Source organism: Metabacillus bambusae, assembly GCF_017497975.1.
Classification (GTDB): Bacteria; Bacillota; Bacilli; order Bacillales; family Bacillaceae; genus Metabacillus; species Metabacillus bambusae.
In genome coordinates this window covers 80,260-103,056 of record NZ_JAGDEL010000024.1, presented here as the reverse complement: position 1 = coordinate 103,056, position 22,797 = coordinate 80,260, and the positions used below count along the sequence as shown (strand labels likewise).

At 34.1% G+C, this 22,797-nt stretch carries 25 protein-coding genes; 21 read left to right on the top strand and 4 right to left on the bottom strand.

Translation table 11 applies throughout. From position 1 onward, the window contains the following. Window positions 1-194: 194 nt before the first annotated feature. The 4 genes from I7822_RS23595 to I7822_RS23580 all read left to right on the top strand — a co-directional run bounded on the left by I7822_RS23595 (window position 195) and on the right by I7822_RS23580 (window position 5,427). Window positions 195-2,282 carry an RNA degradosome polyphosphate kinase gene (locus I7822_RS23595; protein ID WP_207981534.1) on the top strand — a complete coding sequence of 696 codons (2,088 nt, stop codon included), beginning with the start codon at window positions 195-197 and terminating at the stop codon, window positions 2,280-2,282. A 220-nt stretch (window positions 2,283-2,502) separates the two neighbouring features. Then, window positions 2,503-2,886, top strand: coding sequence for a fluoride efflux transporter FluC (locus tag I7822_RS23590; protein WP_207981521.1), 384 nt, complete (start codon window positions 2,503-2,505; stop codon window positions 2,884-2,886). Further along, window positions 2,879-3,226 (top strand): fluoride efflux transporter CrcB, encoded by a 348-nt coding sequence (crcB, locus tag I7822_RS23585; protein WP_207981520.1) that lies wholly within the window; start codon window positions 2,879-2,881, stop codon window positions 3,224-3,226. Before I7822_RS23590 ends, crcB begins: the two co-directional genes overlap by 8 nt. A gap of 107 nt (window positions 3,227-3,333) precedes the next feature. Further along, entirely contained in the window at window positions 3,334-5,427 is a 2,094-nt protein-coding gene (locus I7822_RS23580) for a sensor domain-containing protein (RefSeq protein WP_207981519.1), read from the top strand. Window positions 5,428-5,531: 104 nt separating this feature from the next. Here the strand turns inward: I7822_RS23580 and I7822_RS23575 are convergent, their stop codons facing one another. Further along, window positions 5,532-6,392: a metallophosphoesterase gene (locus tag I7822_RS23575; protein WP_207981518.1), complete on the bottom strand. Its 861-nt coding sequence runs from the start codon at window positions 6,390-6,392 to the stop codon at window positions 5,532-5,534. A gap of 276 nt (window positions 6,393-6,668) precedes the next feature. Between I7822_RS23575 and fadH the strand changes: the two genes are divergently transcribed. The 4 genes from fadH (at window position 6,669) to I7822_RS23555 (ending at window position 10,357) form a co-directional block, all read left to right on the top strand. Continuing rightward, window positions 6,669-7,433, top strand: coding sequence for a 2,4-dienoyl-CoA reductase (gene fadH, locus I7822_RS23570; RefSeq protein ID WP_207981533.1), 765 nt, complete (start codon window positions 6,669-6,671; stop codon window positions 7,431-7,433). A 178-nt stretch (window positions 7,434-7,611) separates the two neighbouring features. Then, window positions 7,612-8,829 carry an EAL-associated domain-containing protein gene (locus I7822_RS23565; RefSeq protein WP_207981517.1) on the top strand — a complete coding sequence of 406 codons (1,218 nt, stop codon included), beginning with the start codon at window positions 7,612-7,614 and terminating at the stop codon, window positions 8,827-8,829. Window positions 8,830-9,104: 275 nt separating this feature from the next. Then, entirely contained in the window at window positions 9,105-9,344 is a 240-nt protein-coding gene (locus I7822_RS23560) for a hypothetical protein (RefSeq protein WP_207981516.1), read from the top strand. 275 nt (window positions 9,345-9,619) lie between these two features. Then, window positions 9,620-10,357: a DUF3993 domain-containing protein gene (locus I7822_RS23555; protein ID WP_207981515.1), complete on the top strand. Its 738-nt coding sequence runs from the start codon at window positions 9,620-9,622 to the stop codon at window positions 10,355-10,357. A 264-nt stretch (window positions 10,358-10,621) separates the two neighbouring features. On the opposite strand, the gene I7822_RS23550 is transcribed toward I7822_RS23555, so the two are convergent. Then, window positions 10,622-10,864, bottom strand: a complete 243-nt coding sequence (locus I7822_RS23550; protein ID WP_207981514.1) for a glutaredoxin family protein — start codon at window positions 10,862-10,864, stop codon at window positions 10,622-10,624. 719 nt (window positions 10,865-11,583) lie between these two features. On the opposite strand from I7822_RS23550, the gene I7822_RS23545 reads away from it, so the two are divergent. The 6 genes from I7822_RS23545 to I7822_RS23520 all read left to right on the top strand — a co-directional run bounded on the left by I7822_RS23545 (window position 11,584) and on the right by I7822_RS23520 (window position 15,657). Next, window positions 11,584-11,820 (top strand): YkuJ family protein, encoded by a 237-nt coding sequence (locus tag I7822_RS23545; protein WP_066330793.1) that lies wholly within the window; start codon window positions 11,584-11,586, stop codon window positions 11,818-11,820. 285 nt (window positions 11,821-12,105) lie between these two features. Then, a complete protein-coding gene (locus I7822_RS23540; protein WP_207981513.1) occupies window positions 12,106-12,258 on the top strand; it encodes a hypothetical protein in 153 nt (50 codons plus the stop codon). 145 nt (window positions 12,259-12,403) lie between these two features. Then, a complete protein-coding gene (locus I7822_RS23535; protein ID WP_207981512.1) occupies window positions 12,404-12,922 on the top strand; it encodes a ribonuclease H-like YkuK family protein in 519 nt (172 codons plus the stop codon). Window positions 12,923-12,996: 74 nt separating this feature from the next. Then, window positions 12,997-13,185, top strand: a complete 189-nt coding sequence (abbA, locus tag I7822_RS23530; protein ID WP_207981511.1) for an antirepressor AbbA — start codon at window positions 12,997-12,999, stop codon at window positions 13,183-13,185. Window positions 13,186-13,536: 351 nt separating this feature from the next. Further along, window positions 13,537-13,983, top strand: coding sequence for a cyclic-di-AMP-binding protein CbpB (cbpB, locus tag I7822_RS23525; protein WP_207981510.1), 447 nt, complete (start codon window positions 13,537-13,539; stop codon window positions 13,981-13,983). Window positions 13,984-14,145: 162 nt separating this feature from the next. Next, the gene (locus I7822_RS23520; RefSeq protein ID WP_207981509.1) at window positions 14,146-15,657 is read left to right on the top strand and encodes an MDR family MFS transporter; all 1,512 of its coding nucleotides are present in this window, start codon (window positions 14,146-14,148) and stop codon (window positions 15,655-15,657) included. A gap of 63 nt (window positions 15,658-15,720) precedes the next feature. Here the strand turns inward: I7822_RS23520 and I7822_RS23515 are convergent, their stop codons facing one another. Continuing rightward, window positions 15,721-16,089, bottom strand: a complete 369-nt coding sequence (locus tag I7822_RS23515; RefSeq protein WP_207981508.1) for a VOC family protein — start codon at window positions 16,087-16,089, stop codon at window positions 15,721-15,723. A 141-nt stretch (window positions 16,090-16,230) separates the two neighbouring features. On the opposite strand from I7822_RS23515, the gene ccpC reads away from it, so the two are divergent. The 4 genes from ccpC (at window position 16,231) to I7822_RS23495 (ending at window position 19,401) form a co-directional block, all read left to right on the top strand. Beyond that, window positions 16,231-17,097 carry a transcriptional regulator CcpC gene (ccpC, locus tag I7822_RS23510; RefSeq protein WP_207981507.1) on the top strand — a complete coding sequence of 289 codons (867 nt, stop codon included), beginning with the start codon at window positions 16,231-16,233 and terminating at the stop codon, window positions 17,095-17,097. A gap of 110 nt (window positions 17,098-17,207) precedes the next feature. Then, window positions 17,208-17,918, top strand: a complete 711-nt coding sequence (dapD, locus tag I7822_RS23505; RefSeq protein ID WP_207981506.1) for a 2,3,4,5-tetrahydropyridine-2,6-dicarboxylate N-acetyltransferase — start codon at window positions 17,208-17,210, stop codon at window positions 17,916-17,918. 51 nt (window positions 17,919-17,969) lie between these two features. Further along, the gene (locus I7822_RS23500) at window positions 17,970-19,100 is read left to right on the top strand and encodes an N-acetyldiaminopimelate deacetylase (protein ID WP_207981505.1); all 1,131 of its coding nucleotides are present in this window, start codon (window positions 17,970-17,972) and stop codon (window positions 19,098-19,100) included. 55 nt (window positions 19,101-19,155) lie between these two features. Beyond that, the gene (locus I7822_RS23495) at window positions 19,156-19,401 is read left to right on the top strand and encodes a YkuS family protein (RefSeq protein WP_207981504.1); all 246 of its coding nucleotides are present in this window, start codon (window positions 19,156-19,158) and stop codon (window positions 19,399-19,401) included. A gap of 79 nt (window positions 19,402-19,480) precedes the next feature. On the opposite strand, the gene I7822_RS23490 is transcribed toward I7822_RS23495, so the two are convergent. Next, the gene (locus I7822_RS23490) at window positions 19,481-20,317 is read right to left on the bottom strand and encodes a mechanosensitive ion channel family protein (protein ID WP_207981503.1); all 837 of its coding nucleotides are present in this window, start codon (window positions 20,315-20,317) and stop codon (window positions 19,481-19,483) included. A gap of 524 nt (window positions 20,318-20,841) precedes the next feature. Here I7822_RS23490 and I7822_RS23485 point away from each other — a divergent pair. The 3 genes from I7822_RS23485 (at window position 20,842) to I7822_RS23475 (ending at window position 22,795) form a co-directional block, all read left to right on the top strand. Further along, window positions 20,842-21,384, top strand: coding sequence for a peroxiredoxin (locus tag I7822_RS23485; protein ID WP_207981502.1), 543 nt, complete (start codon window positions 20,842-20,844; stop codon window positions 21,382-21,384). 157 nt (window positions 21,385-21,541) lie between these two features. Beyond that, window positions 21,542-21,997, top strand: coding sequence for a TlpA family protein disulfide reductase (locus I7822_RS23480; RefSeq protein WP_207981501.1), 456 nt, complete (start codon window positions 21,542-21,544; stop codon window positions 21,995-21,997). Between the two features lie 165 nt (window positions 21,998-22,162). After that, window positions 22,163-22,795 carry a molybdenum cofactor guanylyltransferase gene (locus tag I7822_RS23475; RefSeq protein WP_207981500.1) on the top strand — a complete coding sequence of 211 codons (633 nt, stop codon included), beginning with the start codon at window positions 22,163-22,165 and terminating at the stop codon, window positions 22,793-22,795. Window positions 22,796-22,797: the final 2 nt, after the last annotated feature.

Below are 22,797 nucleotides of genomic sequence, written 5' to 3'. Positions count from 1 at the left end.
AACTTAGCAATAATAGCTAGCTAAATTCGAATGGGTTATTTTTAAAATATTCGGAATATTCTTTTTTACAAAATAATAACAAAAAGTTTACAATAAATTTACAATTGAAATATAAGTAAATGATATTATGTAATTGTAGGTTATTGTCGAATAAAAGGGTGGCATAGAGAATGAAAACAATAAATAAAAATGCGATGGAACTTAATAGTCCAATGTATTACAACAATAGAGAACTTAGCTGGCTTGCTTTTAATGAACGTGTATTAGAAGAAGCTCTTGACGAGCGAAACCCTTTGTTAGAGCGATTGAAATTTTTGTCGATATTTAGCGCGAATCTAGATGAGTTTTTTATGGTACGTGTTGCAGGACTCAAGGATCAAGTCAAGGCAGGGTTTAATAAACCTGAAAATAAAGCGGGAATGACTCCTAAACAACAATTAAATGAAATTGCCATCAAAACTCACAATCTAGTAGAGCTTCAATATGAAACATATAATAAAGTACTATTACCAAAGCTTATTGTAGAGAATATTGAATTTCTTAAGATGGAAAACTTAACAAAGGAACAACTCGAAAATATAGAAGATTATTTTGATGAACATATTTTTCCTGTCCTAACCCCGATGGCTGTGGATGCATATCGTCCATTTCCAATGCTGTTAAATAAAAGCTTAAATCTTGCAATCGTTATTGAAGATTATGATGAATTTGTAGAAAATCGCTTGAAAACTGCAATTGTCCAGGTACCAGCTGTTTTAAATCGATTTGTCCGATTAGAAACATCTAATAATAAAGTGCAGTTTATTCAATTAGAAGACGTTATAAGTTATTTTATCTATAAATTATTTAAAGGATATAAGGTCGTTTCTGTCTCAGTTTTCCGGATTACTAGAAATGCAGATATGACGATCCATGAAGAGGGTGCCCGTGATTTACTTAAAGAGATAGAAAAGGAATTGAAGAAGAGAAAATGGGGTGCCGCAGTTCGTCTTGAGATTCAACAAAACGGTTTTGATCAAAATATTTTACGATATTTAACTGAAGAACTTGAAGTCCACGAAAAAGATGTATATGAAATTGATGGACCTTTAGACTTGACGATATTATTTGGTTTCTATAAGGAAATGGCTAGAATTCGAGAGCATTTAATATATGAAACATTAATTCCCCAACCCCCTCGTGACATAGCTTCAGATGAAGATATTTTTGAGAAAGTTTCAGAACAGGACGTATTTTTGCATCATCCATATGAATCATTTGAACCTGTTGTTGACTTTGTTGCTGAAGCAGCTGATGATCCTGACGTATTAGCGATAAAACAAACTCTTTATCGTGTAAGTGGTGATTCACCTGTTATTGATGCATTAAAAAGAGCAGCCGAAAAGGGCAAACAAGTAACAGTTTTAGTTGAGCTCAAAGCTCGATTTGATGAAGAAAATAACGTTCAATGGGCTAAAGAGCTTGAAAAGGCAGGATGTCACGTTATTTATGGTATGACGTACCTGAAAACACATAGTAAAATTACACTTGTAGTCCGAAGAAAGAATAATCGAATTGAACGTTTCGTTCATTTAGGTACTGGGAACTATAATGATCAAACAGCTAAAATTTACACAGATATGGGCTTACTCACATCCAAAAGAAAGTTTGGAATTGATGCTACAAATTTCTTTAATTATTTAAGTGGATATACGGAAAAACCTGATTTTCATCATTTATCAGTTGCACCTTTTGACATACGAAAAGACTTTATCCGTTTTATTGATGAGGAAATTAACTTTCACAAAAGATTTGCTAATGGTCGAATCATAGCAAAAATGAATTCATTAACAGATAAAGTCATTATCATGAAACTCTATGAGGCATCAAATGCTGGTGTGAAAATCGAACTAATTATTCGTGGAACATGCTGCTTGCGCCCTGGTATTAAAGGGGTAAGTGAAAACATAAAAGTACGAAGTATTGTAGGTAGATTTTTAGAGCATAGTCGTATTTACTTCTTCCATCATAATGGTGAAGAAAAAACCTTTCTTTCATCTGCTGACATGATGACTAGAAATATGGAAAAACGAGTAGAAATATTATTTCCGATATTTGATGGTGATATTAAAATGCGCATAAATAGTATTTTAGCAAGTGCATTATCTGACAATGTAAAAGCTAGAGAGCAGGATGAAAAGGGTAATTATCATTATGTGAAAAAAAACATTGAAGAACCTGTGATTGATAGTCAATTATTATTGTTTGGAAAAGCATATCAGGTCATGGATGATGAAGAATAATTGTATTTACATAGTTTAAGCAGACTCCTTTAGGTTAAGGATGTCTGCTTCTTTTATTCGTTCTTTTTTAAAGGAACAGAAATCAACCAAACCGCATTACTTGGTAAATAGCAACAAAGTTTGCGAAAACAGCCTTTATTTAACATATTGAAAAATATCGTAACTTTGAGATAATCATAATGGATTTATCATTGTGTAAAGGAAATGAGGCAGTTAAATTATGTTGAAAAAATTGATCAATAGCTTTTATGTGGCAATGGGTGGTGCTTGCGGATCTTTATTGAGATATATCATTTCTTTTGTGCATCCTTTTGGGCCTTTTTCTACTTTGTTTGTAAACATTTTAGGGAGTTTTTTACTCGGTGTTATTACAGCCTTTTTAATAGAACGAAAAGAAAAGGAATGGTTAAAGTTACTGCTCGGTACAGGCTTTTGTGGAGGATTTACGACGATGTCAACTTTTAGCTTAGAATTGACTCTTTTACCGGTGGGGCAAGCAGTTATTTATATGTTATGCTCCATTATATTAAGTCTCCTTGTTGCCTTTTTGGGTATGAAAATCGCTACTGATATTGTCAAAAAATGGGGTTTGAGTAATGGTTAGTGTACTTTTAGGTGGTGCAGTAGGTGCTGTCGCAAGATATTTATTGGGAGAGCTTTTGCTTACAATAACTAAAAATGTTAAGTTGCCACTTTCTATTGTTAGCATTAATATAATCGGTGCTCTTTTGCTTGGTTTTTGCGTAACAACAGTAAGCAATGAACAACTTTTATTATTTTTTGCTACAGGCTTTTGTGGAGGATTTACAACTTTTTCGACATTTAGTGTTGAGGCAGTTCAACTCATTCAGAAAAAACAATATCTAATGTTTCTACTATATATTTTATTAACGATAAGCGGAGGAATTTTAGGTGTTTTTATTGGGAAACTACTAGCTACTTAATCATAATAAATTCTTATCAATTGGATCTTTCTATGTGATACTATAAATTAAGCATAAAAATAAGATACTAAAAACATAAATCGTAGAAAGATATAGGATGAAGAAGGATGGACAATTTTCTTAACTTAATAAAAAGGGATTTTCATAATGATAAAAAGTTTACTGAAATTAAATCATTCATTTTTGAGATCATTCTAAAGCATATTAAAGATTTAATTTTTATAATGAAGGTTGAAATTGATGATTCGTTTACTTATTTGTTTGTGAATGATATTGGGATTTTACATGCAAAGTTTGAATCTGATTACAATGGGAAAACATTTCACGATCTGCAGCCAAAAGCAATTGCGGATCATCTACATGAAAAGTACTCTTTTGCACGTGTGCAAAAACAGCCATATTCTTTTCAAGATAAATTAGAAGTTGTAAAAGATACTTTTACTTACGGGGAAACAATTTTAACACCGATCTTAAATGAGCAAGAAGAAGTTGTCTATATTATTGGTGTAACAAGAGATATAACAGAACGAATGATTGAGAAAGGTTTGCTAGTTGAGAGTCAGCAAATGTATAAATCACTTGTCGATCATAACATGGATGCGGTCTTTTCACTTGATTTAGAAGGACAAATACGATCTGTAAACCCATCAGCCATTTCAATGATGAATATAAAGGATAGCTTAATCGGCTTAAGTATCTTTGATTTATTTCAGCATGAATTCCAAAGCGTTCTTAACAATTCATTTGACAATACCATTAAAGGCATAGCTTCAGAGGGAGAAACCAACATAATTTTTGCTGAAAAAAATATTAATGTTCATTACAAAACAGTACCTATAATTACAAATGAAGAGGTAAGTGGTATCTTTTTACTTCTTAGAGATATTACAGAAAAGACAAAGCAGGCAGCAGTAATTGAGCATATGGCATACCATGATCCATTAACGGGCTTATTAAACCGAAGTGCATTAAAAAAAGATTTAAAAGAATTTCTTGCTCTTTGTAAACAAAACAATCATCCATTAGCCTTAATGTTTATGGATTTAGATCGTTTCAAAATGATGAATGATACGCTTGGGCATAATAGTGGAGATAAGCTATTAATTGAGGTTAGTAAAAGACTTGAACAAATCAATCACAAAGATTTTAATGTGTATCGACATGGTGGTGATGAGTTCATTGTTGTATTACTAAATACTAGTCGTGAGGGTGCTGTATGTGTAGCTGAACAGATGACGCAAATGTTTAAGGAGCCCTTTTATATAGATGAAATTCTTTACTTTATTTCCTTAAGTATTGGCATTAGTATTTTTCCTGATGATAGTGAAAGTGAAGATGTCTTAATAACTAATGCAGACAAGGCTTTATATGTTGTAAAGCAAAGGAGTCGAGCAGACTATCAGTTGTATGCAAAAGAAATGGAAAAAAACACAAATGAGCTACTTTTGATAGAGACAGCACTTCGGAGAGCGGTTGAACATGATGAACTTGTATTGTATTATCAGCCGCAAATTGATCTAGCTTCAGGTGAAATTGTAAGCTATGAGGCCTTACTAAGATGGAAACATCCTGAACTTGGGATTGTGTCACCTGCAAAGTTTATTCCAATTGCTGAAGAATCAGGACTAATTATTCCAATAGGTGAATGGGTAATAGAGGAAGTTTGTAAGCAACTTTGGAATTGGAATGAAGCTGGTGTTTCGGAAACAGTTGTGGCCATAAATCTATCGGCAAAACAATTCCAGCAGCCACATTTAGTGGATATGATCGAATCCTTATTTAATACTTATTCAATCACCCCCTCACAAATTGAATTTGAAATTACTGAGGGTGCATTGCAAAATGCTGAGGAAGCATTAGTGATGATACAGAGACTGAAAAATCTAGGTGTCATGATTTCTGTCGATGATTTTGGAACAGGCTTTTCTTCACTCATGTACTTAAAGCAGTTCCCAATTGATTCCCTAAAAATTGATCAATCATTTATTAAGGATGTACTGAATGACAAAAAGGATGAAGCAATTGTAACGACGATTTTGCATCTTGCCCATCATTTAGATCTCTCTGTTGTTGCAGAAGGTATTGAAACTCTGGAACAGCTTGAGTTTCTTTCAAGGATGAATTGTCAAAAAGGGCAAGGTTACTTATTTAGCAGACCTGTCCATCCTGAAGTTTTAAATAGGGAGAATCAAAAAAGCTGACTGTTTGTCAGCTTTTTTGCATTTAATTTAACTAAACATGAGTTTCAATTCATAACTTTTGTTATTCAATCCTTAATTGGTATAAAGATTCTATGAACGATAAATCACTCTGAATAGAGTGTGAATTGCGATATTTCAGGAACGGAAAAAAATCTAAACGGAAGTCTTGTCGTTCCTAAGCCACGATTTACATATAGCTTCATTTCATCCACATTATACATACCCTCGGGATAAACGGATGCATACGGAGGTGTAATAAGAGGTCCATAAAATGGAACTTGTATTTGCCCACCATGACTATGTCCAGATAATTGGAAATTCACATTAAATCTCTTAGCTTCTAATGCTGCATCAGGTTCATGCGCTAATAAGATGTTGAAGAGATCTTTGTTTAAATTGCCTAGTGTACCTTCATAACTGGGTTTCCCTAACATTAAATCATCAATACCTGCAACTCCGATTTTACTACCATCAATCATCGATACATTTGTTACCTCGTTTTGTAAAAGGGTAAAGCCGGACATAGTAATAACATTTTTATAAATCTCAGTTCCATAACCACCGTGATCGTGATTTCCATAAACTGCGTATTTTCCAAAGGGAGCATTCAATTTTTCTAGGATAGGTACTATTTTATTAATTTCTGTATATTGGTTTGGTTCATCCATCAGATCACCTGTAAAAAATAAAATATCAGGAGACAGATGGTTAATCTTTTTTACAATTGTCTCTAACCTGTCTAATGTAAAGAAATCACTTAAATGAGTATCGCTAAACTGGACAATTTTAAAGCCATTAAACGCATTAGGGATTTTTTTATGTTTGATCGAATATTTTGTAATATCTAATAAGGATGGTTCAATATAACGAGCATATGTATAACCTCCAGCTGACGTGAAAATGCCAGCAAAGGAAAAGGAAAGAAGACCTTTTAAAAAAGATCTCCTTGAATATTGTTTTGTCATGATTACCAACCATTCTCCATAGTTTTTATCTAAGAATTGAGTATGCCTCAATTTTTTATATGTTTATAAAATTGTATTGAGGATAAGCGCATTTGTTCATAGTTACAACTTTCCTTAATACGTACTAGTATAGATATAAGTATATCACGGTTTAAATTAAGACTTCTATTCAAAATCTGAACTGTCATCTAATTGACTTTTTATTAATAGAATAAGGAGATAAAATATGGTAAAATAAAAATGAATGGTCATTCATTTTTATTGGGGGGTATTATGGTGAAGGATAAAGTCATCATTGTTACTGGTGGATCAAATGGGATGGGGAAAGGAATGGCAAAACGTTTTGCTGCTGATGGAGCAAAGGTTGTTATTATCGGTAGAACATTAGAAAAGCTGGAAGCAGCAAAAAAAGAAATTGAATTGTATGAAGGACAAGTATTCCAATATCAGCTGGATGTTCGTGATGATGAAAAGGTTTCTGAAATGATTACGTTAGTTGATAAAAAATATGGTAGAATTGATGCTCTCGTTAATAATGCCGCTGGGAATTTTATTTGTCCAGCTGAAAATCTATCGAATAATGGGTGGAGGTCAGTCATTGATATTGTGTTAAATGGGACATTTTATTGCAGTTCTGCAATTGGGAAATATTGGGTAGAAAAACAAATGAAAGGTGCCATTTTGAATATGGTTGCTACATATGCATGGAATGCAGGGGCAGGAGTAATCCACTCAGCGGCTGCAAAAGCTGGTGTTCTGTCTATAACGAGAACCTTAGCAGTTGAATGGGGGAGAAAATATGGTATAAGAGTAAATGCTATAGCACCTGGGCCAATCGAGAGGACTGGTGGAGCTGATAAATTATGGGAGTCAGAGAAAGCTGCAAAAAGAACTCTTAATAGTGTACCACTTGGACGACTTGGTACACCTGAAGAAATTGCCGCCCTTGCCACGTTTCTTTTATCAGAGGATGCTGCGTACATCAATGGAGAATGTATCACGATGGATGGTGGACAATGGTTGAATCAATTTCCTTTTTAATATAGAGATAAGAAATAGGTTCGCTGCCTGTTTCTTTTTTTATGGAGAAAAATGCTAAGAATTTATGAGATGATAAGTAGTTAATCGTTTGGGGGGAAACGTAGTTTAATCCAACTAACTTGCCTGTTTTATGGTATAATCATACATACTCTATATAGATATAGGTGAGGGGATTGTAATGGATCCATTAGATGTACTGACGAATTTAGATAAGGTTATTCCATATTACCAGGCAATTTTCAGTGCGGATGAACAACGAGTAATCGGCTATGAAGTGTTAGGCAGAATCGAGCATAATGGAAATATTCAAAGTTTAGGACCATTTTTTCAAGATGAAAATGTTCCAGATGAATATCGAATTGAAATTGACGACTATATAGTACATTCTGCGATTGACGAATTTTTAAAGTTGAAGGACCCTGAACTTCTACTCTTTATTAATCGTGACGCAAATTTACTGATGATTGATCATGGTGAAAGCTTTCTTCAAATTTTATTAGAAATGCAAGATTCTGGATTAAATCTTAAGCAAATAGTTCTTGAAATTACCGAGCATAATTTTAATGGTGATACGGAGCAATTATACCACCTTTTAACATATTACAGAACATATGGCATAAAAATTGCGATTGATAATATTGGAAAGGCAAGTAGCAACTTAGATCGAATTGGTATGCTGTCTCCTGATATTTTAAAAATTGATTTACAGCCATTAAGATTAACATCACCTTCCCAATCTTATTATGATGTACTCTATTCAATTTCAATTTTAGCGAGAAAAATTGGTGCTACCCTTTTATATGAGGATATAGAAGTTAATTTTCAGCTTCAATATGCATGGAAAAATGGTGGTAGGTATTATCAAGGATATTTTTTAGATAAGCCAAAGAGACCTTTTACTAATCGAGATGAATGTAAAGACAGATTGAAACAAGAATTTCAATATTATATTTCTGCTGAAAAAAAGAAGCTTGAAAGACTATATCACTTTACAGAAAGCTTCCATCAACGAATTCATCAGCTTATATCGAAAATAGGAAAGCAATATGACGATTATAATCAATTGTTGAAGGAGCTTTCCATTCAATTAGATGATTGCTGTTTTAGAATCTACATATGTGATGAGGATGGCTTCCAGCAATCGGTGAATATATATAAAAAAAATGGCTGGGAAATTCAACCCCAATATTATTTGAATAATTGGAGCTGGCGACCGTATTTTTTAGCAAATATAATGAAAATGCGCTATGATAAAAAAGGCTTTCTAAGTGATGTGTATAGTGATATTGAAAAAGGAGATTTGATCCGTACATTCTCGTACCCATTAAACAAGGATCTTTATCTTTTTATAGATTTATCCTATGAGTTTTTATATGACCAAGAGGGTTTACTTTAATGCTTAGAACTAAAGGTCAGGGCACTAGTTTAGCGTCGTATGAACTGGGGCACTCTGTATAAGATAAAGCGAATCCCAACAGTGGGTTATCTAATGGATATCGAGACTTAGAAGGAGTGTGAAGTTCACTTCTGCTTTAGCGCTGGAGCTGGATGTCAAAGAGTTATCCACAGTACAAGAAATTTATAATTTCCGAGAAGAAAATCGGTAAAGTAAACCAAAAGCATATTTGCAACTTTTTGAGTCATCCTATACATAGAAGGGGTGACACGAAGATGAGCTATTTAACGATGGTTCTTGGTGTAGTTGCTTTATTGGTTTTAGCAACAAGTTTAATCTATACATTTAGGGTAGGAAGGCTTGTTAGTGTGAGGAAATCAAATTTGGATACCCAAATTAATGAGAAAATTCAAGATCATCCATATATGCGTAACCCAGTTTTTTTGGCATATGTAATCGCAGGATTAGTTTCACTAGCCTATATTTTTTATTTAGCCTATACGACTTCTTGGTAACAGCGGACATGTCCGCTGTTTTTTGTTGCTTAAAATGAGCATTTATACAACTAATTAGTAAAGATGTGAAACAACACAGGTTAGTAAATCGTCTAATTGGGTAGATAAATAATAGCTCATTCTAGATGAAAAATTCCTGGAGTCTACAAATTTTGTCGCTTTTTTAGATTATTTTACGAACGGTTGCACAGCATTTTATTGATAATAATTGTTAAAATGAGTTGAGATCAAGAAATGGTTGTCCAATGTTGGAAATAAAAGAAAGGATGAGTTCTTTGAGACAAAATCGATTGTTCTGTTGTATTATCCTTTTTATTGTCATTTTGCCATTTTCCCAGCAAACATTAGCGAAGGAACTTGAAGGATCATCTCGAGATGAGGTACTGACTTACCTCCAAAATGCATTTGATGCGCAAATCTCTCTAACAGAAAAGATTAGGTCAAAAGAGGAAATCAAACAAATTTTATCAACCTATTTCGAGGGTGAATTGATTGAAAACTATATAAATGAAAATGTTCATCCGTTAGAAGGTCAATTTATCGTGTATGGAACAGACTTCCCGATCTATACAATTCCTTTTTTTACGTATGATGTAAAAACGAAGGTAATAGAACAAGGAGACGAGCGTATCATTTATGAATTTTTCCCTGCTTCTAAAGATGGACCAGTTGAATATGATGAACATTATGAAGTGGTGAAAATGCATAAAACAAATGAAGGTTGGAAGATATATTCGATTGAAAATGAAACAAATGAACCTGTAATGATAGAAGATCAAATAACTTCAACAGTGGACAAAGTAGAAAATGATGTTGTCTTACAAACTACTGGGACAGAATATCAATTACCAAATAAGGATACAAGCAATCAATTAAATATACCCAATCCATTAGATATTGATGATACAGCAACATTTTTTAATCAGTCTTTTAAAGATTTATATAACATATATTTTTTAAGCTGGAATTATATGCAAACAAGAAATTTTCTTAATGAATATTCTATGAAATGATGGAGTAAAGGTGGATTTTCTAGCGCTTTTTAACTACTTTACTATTAATTGAATAACGTCCAAAAAAAAATTAAAAATATATGCTGAAAGTAGTTGACAATGAAACTGATAATCATTCTCATTATAAATGAGAAAGATAATCAATAAAGTTCTTTTTCACAAGGAATTTGATTAGTCATGAAACTCTCGATTTTCCCCAAACCCCTTTTAATAGAACAGAAAAAGCTTGGCTGGTCACCAAGCTTTTTTTCTGCGTATTTTTCCTTATTCTTGAAGGTCTAAGAGCTCTTCAAGCTTTTTTAAATCAAAACCAGCCACAACTTGATCATCGACAGTAATGGTAGGGGTTGAGGTTGATAGAAGCTCATTAACTAATTTATCTCGAGCATCTGTATCTACACTTATGTCTTTCTCAATATATGATACTTTATGATAATCTAAAAATTGTTTCACAACTTGGCAGGGTGGACAACTTGGTTGTGAATAGACTGTGACTTCTTTTTTCATTATGAACTCTCTCCCATCACCTATTTATTAGTAAATGCAATCTTCAAACGCTAAGGAGCACAATTATGCTTGTTTTCCTTCCTTTATGAAAATAATTGGCTAGTCCCATAGCACAAATTGATAAGTCAAAAGGTAACATATCATAAATATGTATATTCTTTGAAATAGTTTGCTTACTTAGCTCATTAAAACATGTTAATTTAGCATTTTAACATTTTTCTAAAAGTAATCCTTCTCAACCGGCATGATCTAATTGAATATGTGTTACAATAATAAAGGCTATTTTCTCTAAGGGAATGTTGAGCGTTGATAAACCTTCTATTATATCTGATATAGAGGGATTTGCTGTTGATTCAAAGAGGACAATCAGTTCTTCTAAAAAGAACATAGCTACTTGTTCAACCTTGCATTTCTAATACGAAGCAACCAATAATTGGAATTCTTTCATCATCTGATGTTATGTATGCCAAGGTTAACTCCCTTTGTTAGTGTATTCTTTTATGTTTTGACATAGGAGGTTCCTTTTTTGACAGTCAAACAAGGGTGAGTTTAGGATTCCTTTGGTAATCCCATCATACATAGTGTAAAATTGATAAGGCACAAAGTAAAGATACAGATTATTGAATCGTTGTTTAGTGGATAGAATGTATGGTAGAGTAAGACAATATTAAATATTAGGAATCAGTTATACGTTAACTCTTCCGGAAGGGGGATATCTAGTGTCACAGCTATTAGGTATTATTACAAGACTACAAAATTTACAAGAAAATGCGGGTTCTGGTGAACCTTTACAACGTTTTTTCGAGGTTGAAGGAGAAAAGCGTTGCAGTGTGAAATACTTCGATAAGAGCAACACGTTCGAATTAGAGGTTTATCAAAAAGGAGATAAACCTCAATCATATCAATTTGATAACATTGATATGATCGCAATGGAAATCTTTGATCTACTTCAATAAGTGAAACTTCCATCAGTTGGTTTTAACTGATGGTTAGTTGAACTTATCGGACATTTACAGGCAGTTTTCATAATAGAAAAAATAATTATGATCCGAACTATGGCTAAGTAAGGAATTACTGCCAGTTAATGTGGGGAAAGTGAAACTTCCATCAGTTGGTTTTAACTGATGGTTAGTTGAACTTATCGGACATTTACTGGTAGTTTCATAATAGAAAAAACAATTATGATCCAAACTAATGGCTAGTAAGGAATTACTGCCAGTTAATGTGTGATAGGAGGCAATATGAGAAAAGAGCCAACAGTTATTTGTCCGGTTTGTCAAGATCAGCAGCCAATGACCAGAACATTAACAGCACAATCTAATCAAAATGTTATCTTTACGTGCGCTCGCTGCCATGAAACGATACGAAACATTGAGACGAATAAGGGAGAATAGTCATGCCTACAAGGCATGACTATTTTTTTATGCATTAATGTTCATATTTCAGTTTGTATAAGACATATATTTTAAAAGGAGGCTTTAGAAAGATTTTTGATAGCTGATTAGGAATCGAAAGAGACTATTGACGAGGAGATGTGACATGAACGAATCTTTCACCTTTTATAATGTCTCAGAAAAACAAATGTCTTTCCAAACAGTAATTGAGCGTATAAAAGGATTTATGCTTAAAGATCCACGTTCGGAGTATGTACTGTCAATTGGTTCGGATTCACACGTTCATCAAAATGAGACAAAATTTATTACAGCCATACATCTTCATCGCGTCGGAAAAGGTGCATGGGGCTGCTTAAAGACTTATAGTGTAAAACGCCCAATAGTTAGTGTCCGAGAAAAAATCTCTATGGAAACTGCACTAAGTCAAGAGGTGGCTTATTCTTTTACTACGAAATATTTAGTTGATTTAACAGACATATTAATCCCATTTGCTGATGAAGGTGCCGATTTACTATTTGAAATCCATCTTGATATTGGACGTAAGGGCATAACAAAAGAATTAATTCAAGAAATGACTGGGAGAATTGAAGCGATGGGGGTTGAAGCAAAAATAAAACCTGAGTCATATACTGCATTCAGCTATGCTAATCGGTATACCAAGTAGATTTTTACTATTGAAAATTGGTGAAGAAAATAAAAAGTTTTATCTTTATTTGAATTTGTAAGTAGGGGGTTATTATGGAAACAACATTGAAAAAACTAACATCTGATGATCAAAAATTATTAGTAGAAATTTTAATTCGTCAACAATATGCAATTGAAATTGTAAGTAGTGAATTAAATGATATTGAAGCAGGGGATAAGAGCACAGATGATGTAACATACAATCGCTTGGTCTCCCTTTATGAACTGCTGAGAATAAAATAAAAGACTACATAAAGAGTGAGAAAAACAAAAAATTTCTTCTGAAAAAGTTTAACAAGATACTCATAAAGGGTATCCTTTTTTTATACATTCAGATTGTAATTTTCATCCTGATACATAAGAAAAAACTTACGCAATGAAGTTCATTCGGACAAGTCAAGTCTTTCTAATTAAATCTTTATCCAAAATAAAAGTGACAGTTGCACGTTTGAAACCGTCACTTTTGTATAGAATAAGTTGCTTTTTAAGGGAAATACATGCAATCATTATGTTATGATAGAATAGGATATTTCAAGACCTCTTTAAACAGTAAGCGGGCTTAGACAAAGTTTTTTAGAGAGGAAGAACAAAGCGATGATACGTATAGAAACTAATGATTTTATGGACTTAAAGGTTAAAGATTTAATGATTCCAGGGGATAAAGTTGCTCATGTTCAACTTGGCAATAATTTAGAGCATGCTCTACTTGTCCTAACAAAAACAGGCTATACAGCCATTCCAGTATTAGACCCAACCTTTAAGCTACATGGCTTAATCGGTATGAATTTAATTATGGATAACATTTTTGGACTAGAACGGATTGAATTCGAAAAGTTGGAAAATATGAAGGTTGAAGAGGTTATGAATACTGACATCCCTAGACTCTACTTAGATGACACCTTAGAAAAGGGACTTGATCTTGTTGTGAACCATTCCTTCGTATGTGTTCAAAATGAAGAAAATCTCTTTGAAGGTATATTTACAAGAAGAGCAATATTAAAACAATTAAAAAATCATAAGAATAACTTAAACAAAAGTTAATAACGAGTATTTTTTTAGAAACGATGTAAATGGAAAGCATTCTTCATTGCATCGTTTTCTTTTCGAGTATATGCATATTATCTCTAAATTACATTACATTTTTATACTAGTACTATTAAAAGATTATAAAATTCAAGGTTTTTTTAAGGCGGTGTATTTGCAATGGGACAGGCAATGGTACATAAAGATTCAAAGGTGAGGTCAAGTAAAACCAAAAGACCATATGTGCTAGCTACAGTCATGCTTGCGATGTTTATGGCAGCAATTGAAGCTACTATTGTTGCAACAGCTATGCCTGCTGTAGTAGCTGAGTTAGGAGATTTTTCATTATATAGCTGGGTATTTTCTTCTTATCTGCTGATGAATGCAGTAACAGTACTGATTTATGGTAAATTATCCGATTTATTTGGCAGAAAGCCTGTATTGACAATTGGAATTATCATTTTTTTAATAGGGTCGATCTTATGTGGTCTTGCTTCAACTATGGAGTGGCTCATTGTCGCGAGGTTTGTCCAAGGATTTGGTGCAGGTGCAGTTATGCCAATCGCATCGACAATAGTTGGTGATATTTATACAAAGGAAGAGCGAGCAAAAATTCAAGGATATTTATCAAGTGTTTGGGGGATTTCAGCCATTATGGGTCCAGCGATTGGAGGACTGCTTGTTGAGTTTGTTAGCTGGAGATTTGTTTTTTGGATCAACATCCCGTTAGGAATTCTTGCAATTATTGGTTTATATCTGTTTCTTCATGAGGAAATTGAAAAAAGAAAGCCGCAGATTGATTATATCGGAGCAATCCTTCTTACAATATCGGTAACGTTGTTTATGTTTATTCTCGTTGAGGGGGGAGTCCGTTTTGAATGGCTATCAATGCCAACCTTTTTATTAGGTGGTTTAGCTCTTTTTAGCTTAATCGGATTTGTTTTATATGAGCGAAAGGTAGAGGAACCAATGATGCCTTTTGAACTCTGGAGTGAACGGTCGATTTTAATTGCTAACCTTACATCCTTAACAACTGGTGTAATATTAATCGGCCTTTCAACCTTTTTACCAACGTTTGTACAAGGTGTTATGGAGGAAAAACCGATTGTAGCAGGCTTAACATTAACAACAATGTCAATTGGTTGGCCTATTGCTGCGATGATATCCGGACGATCTATCTTAACAATAGGTTTTCGAACGACCTCTATTTTAGGAGGAATCTCATTAATTTGCGGAAGTATTATTTTTGTCATGCTCTCAGGAAGCGATAGCCCACTTTTTGCAGCTTCAGGCTCATTTTTAATTGGGATTGGAATGGGCTTAACTACAACAGCTTTTATTGTATCAATACAAAGTACAGTCGCTTGGAATAAAAGAGGTGTGGCAACAGCAACAAATATGTTTATGCGAAATGTCGGGAGTACAATTGGTGCAGCATTACTAGGAGGAATCTTAAACAGCAGGCTTCTTAGCTATTTATCAAGTAAAGATGCTGGTGAAGGAATGAACTTGGATTCTGCAACAACCTTGCTTAATAATAGTGAGCGAAGTAGTTTAACTGACGAAGCAAGGCAGTTGCTTCAACAGGGTCTAGAGTATGCATTGCATGATGTTTATTGGGTTGTTTTTGGATTTGCTCTATTAAGTTTTATTTTAATCGTGTTTTTACCGAAGAAAGAAAAGGCTGATTAATAAAATTAGCCTTTTTTCGTTGTGTAAAATTGGAAGTATTAAATTTCTGATGGAAGTGTCACCTTACATATATTCTAAAAATTCAATTCGATTTAAAAAAGGATCGAAGCATGAGAAACGGCTTACTCCAGGAATAGGTATTTCTTCTTTTATGGGAACATCGTTTTCTTCTAAATATCGTCTAGTTGCTTGAATATCGCTTACAATAAAGGCGGGATGACGTTTGCTTTTTGACTTTTCTATTTTCTCTACCCCAATATGGACAGTGATTGTATCCGCTTTACACCAAAAACCTCCATTTTTCTTTAAGTTTTCAGGCTTTTCGATTTCAGTGAAATGGAGCAGATCAAGATAAAAGTGACGTGCAGTTGACTCCTCACCAATAGGGACACAAATCTGAATATGGTCTAGTCCAATGATCGTTATACTCATGAAAAACCCTCCCAATTTTTGAACATTATTATTTACAAAGCAAACTTATATCCTTATCATACATTGTAAAAGGTCATAAAAAAATTAATAAATATTAAACAAAACATATAAGTAAAACTTATTAAAAGCAGGTGTATAGGTATGCAAACGTCCGAACTTCGTATGTTAGTCGTTTTATCAGAGGAAATGAATATGAGAAAAGCGTCTGAACGATTATTTGTTTCACAGCCAGCTTTATCACAGCGCTTACAAACGATAGAGAAATCATGGGGGTTCCAAATTTTTATTCGCTCACAAAAGGGTCTTACATTAACACCTGCCGGAGAAAAGGTTATTTCCTTTGCTCGTGAGGTAGTAAATAAAGAAGAAAAGGTTAGAGAACAAATTTCTGAATTAGAGGGTGAGGTGCATGGAACATTAAAGCTCGCCGTTGCATCAATTATAGGCCAGCATTGGTTGCCAGAAGTACTAAAAAAATATGTTAATAAATATCCTCATGCAAAAATATCACTTATAACGGGGTGGAGTAGTGAAATTTTAAAAAGTATGTTTGAAGACCATGTTCATATTGGAATAATCAGAGGAAATCCAGAATGGAAAGGGATCAAAGAACACCTTCTCACTGACACACTATATTTAGTTGATACAGAAATTAGTAAAATAGAGGATGTTTTACATACAGAAAGACCATTTATACAATTTAAGAGTGACTCAACTTATTATCAAGAAATACAAGACTGGTGGCATAATCAATTCCAAACTTCCCCAAAGCGAACAATTGTTGTTGATCAAATTGAAACGTGTAAACAAATGGCGTTCAATGGAATTGGCTATGCGATTTTACCTTCTGTAACATTAAAGGAGGATGAACAGGATATTTTCAAAATTCCATTACTTGATGAGAATGGCAAACCGATTGAACGAGATACTTGGCTACTTGGAATTGAATCGTCGTTTGAATTAAAACAGGTTAAAGCATTTTTAGACATTGTCAAAGAGCATAAATAGATAATAGGATCAATATGTTTAAAAATTCTAAAATTCATAGCTTGTCAAGTGTATCATCCTTTGATACAGTAAGGATTGATTAATAATTAGTACAAGGAGGAAACATACATATGAAAATGATGGATGCAAATGAGATTATCTCATTTATACAAAACAGTACAAAATCTACACCTGTAAAGGTTTATGTAAAAGGAAATCTAGAAGGTATTAACTTTGGTGAGTCAGCACAAACATTTATAACAGGTAATACTGGTGTAGTGTTTGGTGAGTGGGCTGAAATTCAAGATGCAATTGAAACGAATAAAGCTAAGATCGAAGATTATGTGATTGAAAATGATCGTCGTAATTCTGCAATTCCATTACTTGACCTTAAAAATATCAAGGCACGTATTGAGCCTGGCGCAATTATTCGTGATCAAGTGGAAATTGGCGATAATGCAGTAATTATGATGGGTGCATCAATCAATATTGGTTCTGTAATTGGCGAAGGTACTATGATTGATATGAACGCTACTCTTGGTGGACGAGCTACAGTTGGTAAGAATTGTCACGTGGGTGCTGGATCTGTTTTAGCTGGCGTAATTGAGCCGCCTTCTGCAAAACCTGTTGTGATAGAAGATGATGTTATGATTGGAGCTAACGTAGTAGTTCTTGAAGGAGTTACAGTAGGTAAAGGTGCTGTAGTAGGTGCAGGTTCAATTGTTACGAAAGATGTAGAACCTTATACAGTTGTTTATGGAGCACCAGCACGAAAAATTAAAGATATTGATGATAAAACAAAATCTAAAACAGAAATCATGCAAGAGTTAAGACAATTATAATACAGAAGGCGTGGATGGAAATCCACGCCTTCTGTATACGGTGGTGATAGTATGATAAGAGAAAAACTGGGTCAAATTCGTCGAGATCTTCATCGAATACCTGAAATTGGGTTTCAAGAATTTAAAACACAACAATATTTATTAAATGTTTTAAGCCAATTTCCTGAAGGTCGAATTGAAATCAAGACGTGGAAAACAGGAATATTTGTTTTAGTGAAAGGGTTAAATCCAAAGAAAACGATTGGATATCGTGCAGATATCGATGGATTGCCAATTACTGAGGAAACAGACTATGATTTTCAATCAGAGCACCCTGGCTACATGCATGCATGTGGACATGATTTTCACATGACTATTGCTTTGGGAATATTATCTCACTTTGTTGAAAATCCAGTTGATGATCATGTTTTGTTTTTATTTCAGCCAGCTGAAGAAGGACCTGGTGGTGCGGAACCGATGCTAAATAGTGAGATCGCCAAAGAATGGAAACCTGACATTATTACAGCCCTTCATATATCACCAGAGCTTCCAGTTGGGACAGTCGCAACAAAACCAGGTTTACTTTTCGCCAATACATCTGAATTATTTATTGATCTTAAAGGGAAAGGTGGTCATGCAGCATATCCACATACAACAAATGATATGGTTGTTGCTGCATGTTCACTTGTCACTCAGCTCCAATCAGTTGTTGCGCGTAATGTAGATCCACTAGATAGTGCGGTCATTACAATCGGTAAAATTACGGGTGGAACCGTTCAAAATATCATTGCAGAGAACGCTAGGCTAGAAGGAACAATTCGAACTCTTTCAGTACAATCAATGGATAAAGTGAAAGAGCGAATTGAGGCGCTTGTTAGAGGTGTTGAGATCGGCTACTCATGTAAAGCGACGATTGATTATGGTTCTATGTATCACCAAGTTTTTAATGAAGAATCGTTAACAAAGGAATTTATGGAATTCACTTCTGCTAATACTGATTTTACTGTTCGAGAATGTAAAGAAGCAATGACTGGAGAAGATTTCGGTTATATGGTTGATCAAATTCCTGGCTTTATGTTTTGGCTTGGAGTTGATTCTTCATACGGTTTACATCATGCAAAGTTAATGCCTGATGAAGAAGCTATACATGTAGCTGTGAAACTGATGAGTAATTATATAACATTTAAGGCAACTCAAAAATAAATGATGTATATATTATCCATCCATGTACACAATACATGTAGGAGGTGGATAAACAATGCCAAAAATCGGTGTAGAACAATCATTATCTGACGTAACTGCTGCCCTGCAACAAAAAGGCTATGATGTTGTCCAATTAAACAATGAAAGTGATGCACAAGGTTGTGACTGTTGTGTAATTACTGGACAAGATGCAAATGTGATGGGTATTAGTAATGCAGTGACTGCTGGATCGGTTATTCAAGCAAGTGGCTTATCAGCTGATGAAATTTGCCAACAAGTTGAAAGCAAAATAAATCGATAAGCTACATACGAAAAAGAGCACCAAGTAGTGCTCTTTTCGCTTTTTATGAGTACTTTTGCACTAATGTCTAGTGCACTTATTATTGAATTTTTTTCTCAACATACACTTGATGTGGAAAGGGGATTTCTATCCCATTAGCCTCTAATGCTTCCTTCATTGCCTTACGAAGATTTCGTTCAACCTCCCATTGCTTCATGTTTTCCGTTTTTGCAAGAATGCGGATGACGACATCTGATGCTCCAAGTGCTTGTACACCAAGTACATTTGGACCATCGACAATACTCGCATCTTCAGCTGCAAATTTATCACAAACAGTCTGCAAAACCGCAATTGCCCGATCAATGTCATCATCATATGATATCCCTATATCAACTAGTGCTCTCATGTTACCTCTCGAATGATTACTTACATTTGTAATTTCCCTGTTTGGTACATAATGAAGAGTTCCATCAAAGCCTCTTATTTGTGTTGTTCGAAGACCAACCTGCTCGACAATTCCATCAAAACTAGCTACTGTAACATAGTCTTCAACATCGATTTGTTTTTCTAATAAAAGGAAAAAACCTGTTACCACATCACTAACTAGACCTTGTGCACCAAACCCGATCGCAAGTCCAATAACTCCAGCACCTGCTAATAAGGCTGTTGCATCATAATTAAAGACTTCAAATACCATCACAACAAACATAAAGATAAGTACATAAGACAAAATGTTCAATGATAAGCTTTGAAGTGTTAATGCTCGACCAGCTGATATGTTATCACGCTCTTGTAAACGTTGGAACATTTTATTTACAATTCTGCTCCCGACTGCTTTAACAATTAAAAAGGCAATGATAATACCTACTAACTTTAAAATGATAATTCCAGCATTAGTTAAAAGGTATGACCAATCTATTCCTTCAAGAAGATCCATATAACAACATCCTTTCTAAATTGAGAGTTCTTTCAAAATACCTTCATTATCTTACCTCTAAAAAAAGAACAATTTTATATACCCTTTATCTAATAGGTTAAACAAAAAATAGACAAAAATGAAGGGACTTGTTTTATTTTAAGTTTAGAAGCTCATTGTTGATTGTGGAACTTTGTTGATTGGAACGGAAACGTGAGTCTCCTATGGGAGGCTCAGGGACCGCCTACGGAAAGCGAACGCCTGTAGAGTAAATTAATAACCAAGTTTAACAGAGCCTAAGTTTAAGTACATAGTCTCAAGGCAAATTAATTGAATTTTACATGGAGGATAGGGAATAATGTATTTTGTTAAAGAGAATTTTGAAAGTGTACATTCTTAAAATTATTATTATCTAATATTGACTGAAAAGGATGCTTGTCCTATAATGGTCACTGTATTAGACAAGAAAAATTTATCTAAAGAATCATTCATTTATTCTCAATTAGAAAAACCTAAAAATGAAAAAATATTTGGAGGGATACATAATGGCAGAACGTATGGTAGGAAAACAAGCACCACGCTTTGAAATGGAAGCAGTATTCGCAAACAAAGAATTTGGTAAGGTAAGTTTAGAAGAAAACATGAAAAACGACAAATGGACAGTACTTTTCTTCTATCCAATGGATTTCACATTCGTTTGTCCTACTGAGATCACTGCATTATCAGATCGTTTTGACGAATTTGAGGATTTAGATGCAGAAGTAATCGGTGTATCTACTGATACAATCCACACTCATTTAGCATGGATTAAAACAGATCGTAAAGACAACGGTCTAGGAGATTTGAAATATCCTTTAGCTGCTGATACAAACCATACTGTTTCTCGCGATTATGGCGTATTAATTGAAGAAGATGGAATTGCACTTCGTGGTTTATTTATCATTAATCCTGAAGGTGAATTACAATATTCTGTAGTTAACCACAATAACATTGGTCGTGACGTAGACGAAACACTTCGTGTACTTCAAGCACTTCAAACTGGTGGTCTTTGCCCAGCGAACTGGAAACCTGGACAAGCTACACTTTAAAAAGTAGCATACTAAAATTATTAGGAAGAGGCTGACAAAAGAGAATGTCAGCCCCTTTTTTAAAATGTATTTAGTTTTTAAATCAAGCAGCAGCACCAAGCACCCTCTAATGGATTGACAGGGCGTTGCAGCTTTTTTGAAATATGGGGGGAAGACAATGAAATTACGTGAGCCAATGCCAGAGTTAATAGGTGCAACTGAATGGTTAAATGGTGAAGTTACAAGAGAACAATTAATTGGAGACAAGCCAACGCTAATTCATTTCTGGTCAATTAGCTGTCATTTATGTAAAGAAGCAATGCCGCAAGTGAATGAATTCCGTGATCAATATAAAGATAAATTAAATGTTGTTGCTGTTCATATGCCTCGTTCTGAAGATGATTTAAATATTGATGAAATTAAAAAAGTTGCAGCAGAGCATAATATTAGTCAACCAATCTTTGTTGACAACGAGCATAAGTTTACCGATTCATTAGAAAATCAATATGTACCTGCTTACTATGTTTTCGATAAAGAAGGAAAGCTCCGTCACTTCCAGGCTGGTGGAAGTGGAATGAAAATGCTAGAAAAGCGTGTGAATCGTGTTTTAGCAGAGCTTGAAAACACTGAATAAATAATCATGTAGTGTATGATAGAAAAAGCCGGTTACCTTTTGAATGGTAACTGGCTTTTTTGCAATACATCGCTTTTGTCAGCCCATTTGATGGCTATTGTGTAAATTGTCACATCTTCTAATGCTAATTAAAGGTAAAATAAATATAAAAGGGTGGAAGCAATTTTGTATGAAACAGTTGGTGTGTTATTAGCGGGTGGAGAATCTTCAAGATTTGGTCAGCCTAAGGCATTTGCAAAATACAAAGGGAAATCTTTTTGGGAACATTCATATGAAGTGTTGAAGGTAGAAACAGATCAGCAATTAGTCATTAGTCGAACTGATTTAGTAGACAAGATGAAAGAAACAGCAACCTGTCAGGTGATTAAAGATGATGCTGAGGTAAAAGGTAAGGGGCCCTTAGCTGGAATTTACACAGCGATGAACCATGAAAAAGCTGAATGGTATTTTATCTTATCCTGTGATGTTCCCTTAATAACGAATCGTCTAATTCGCAGCTTGCTAGACTTGAAGGATCCGACTTTTAAAGCAGTTATTCCTAAAGTCAGCGGGAAGCTCCATCCGTTAATAGGTGTTTATCATCGTTCTGTTTTTTCGTTGGTTGAAAAGCAGTTGACTAAACAAGAGTACAGAATCATATCTCTCCTTGATAAAATCGAAGTTTTATATGTATCTGAAAAAGAAATTGGTGTTGATAAGAAGATTTTCAGTAACATTAATTCACAAGAAGATTACAAACAGCTACTAACTAATGATAAAATATCAGAATCTAAACAAATAGATCTAGATTACCAATGATA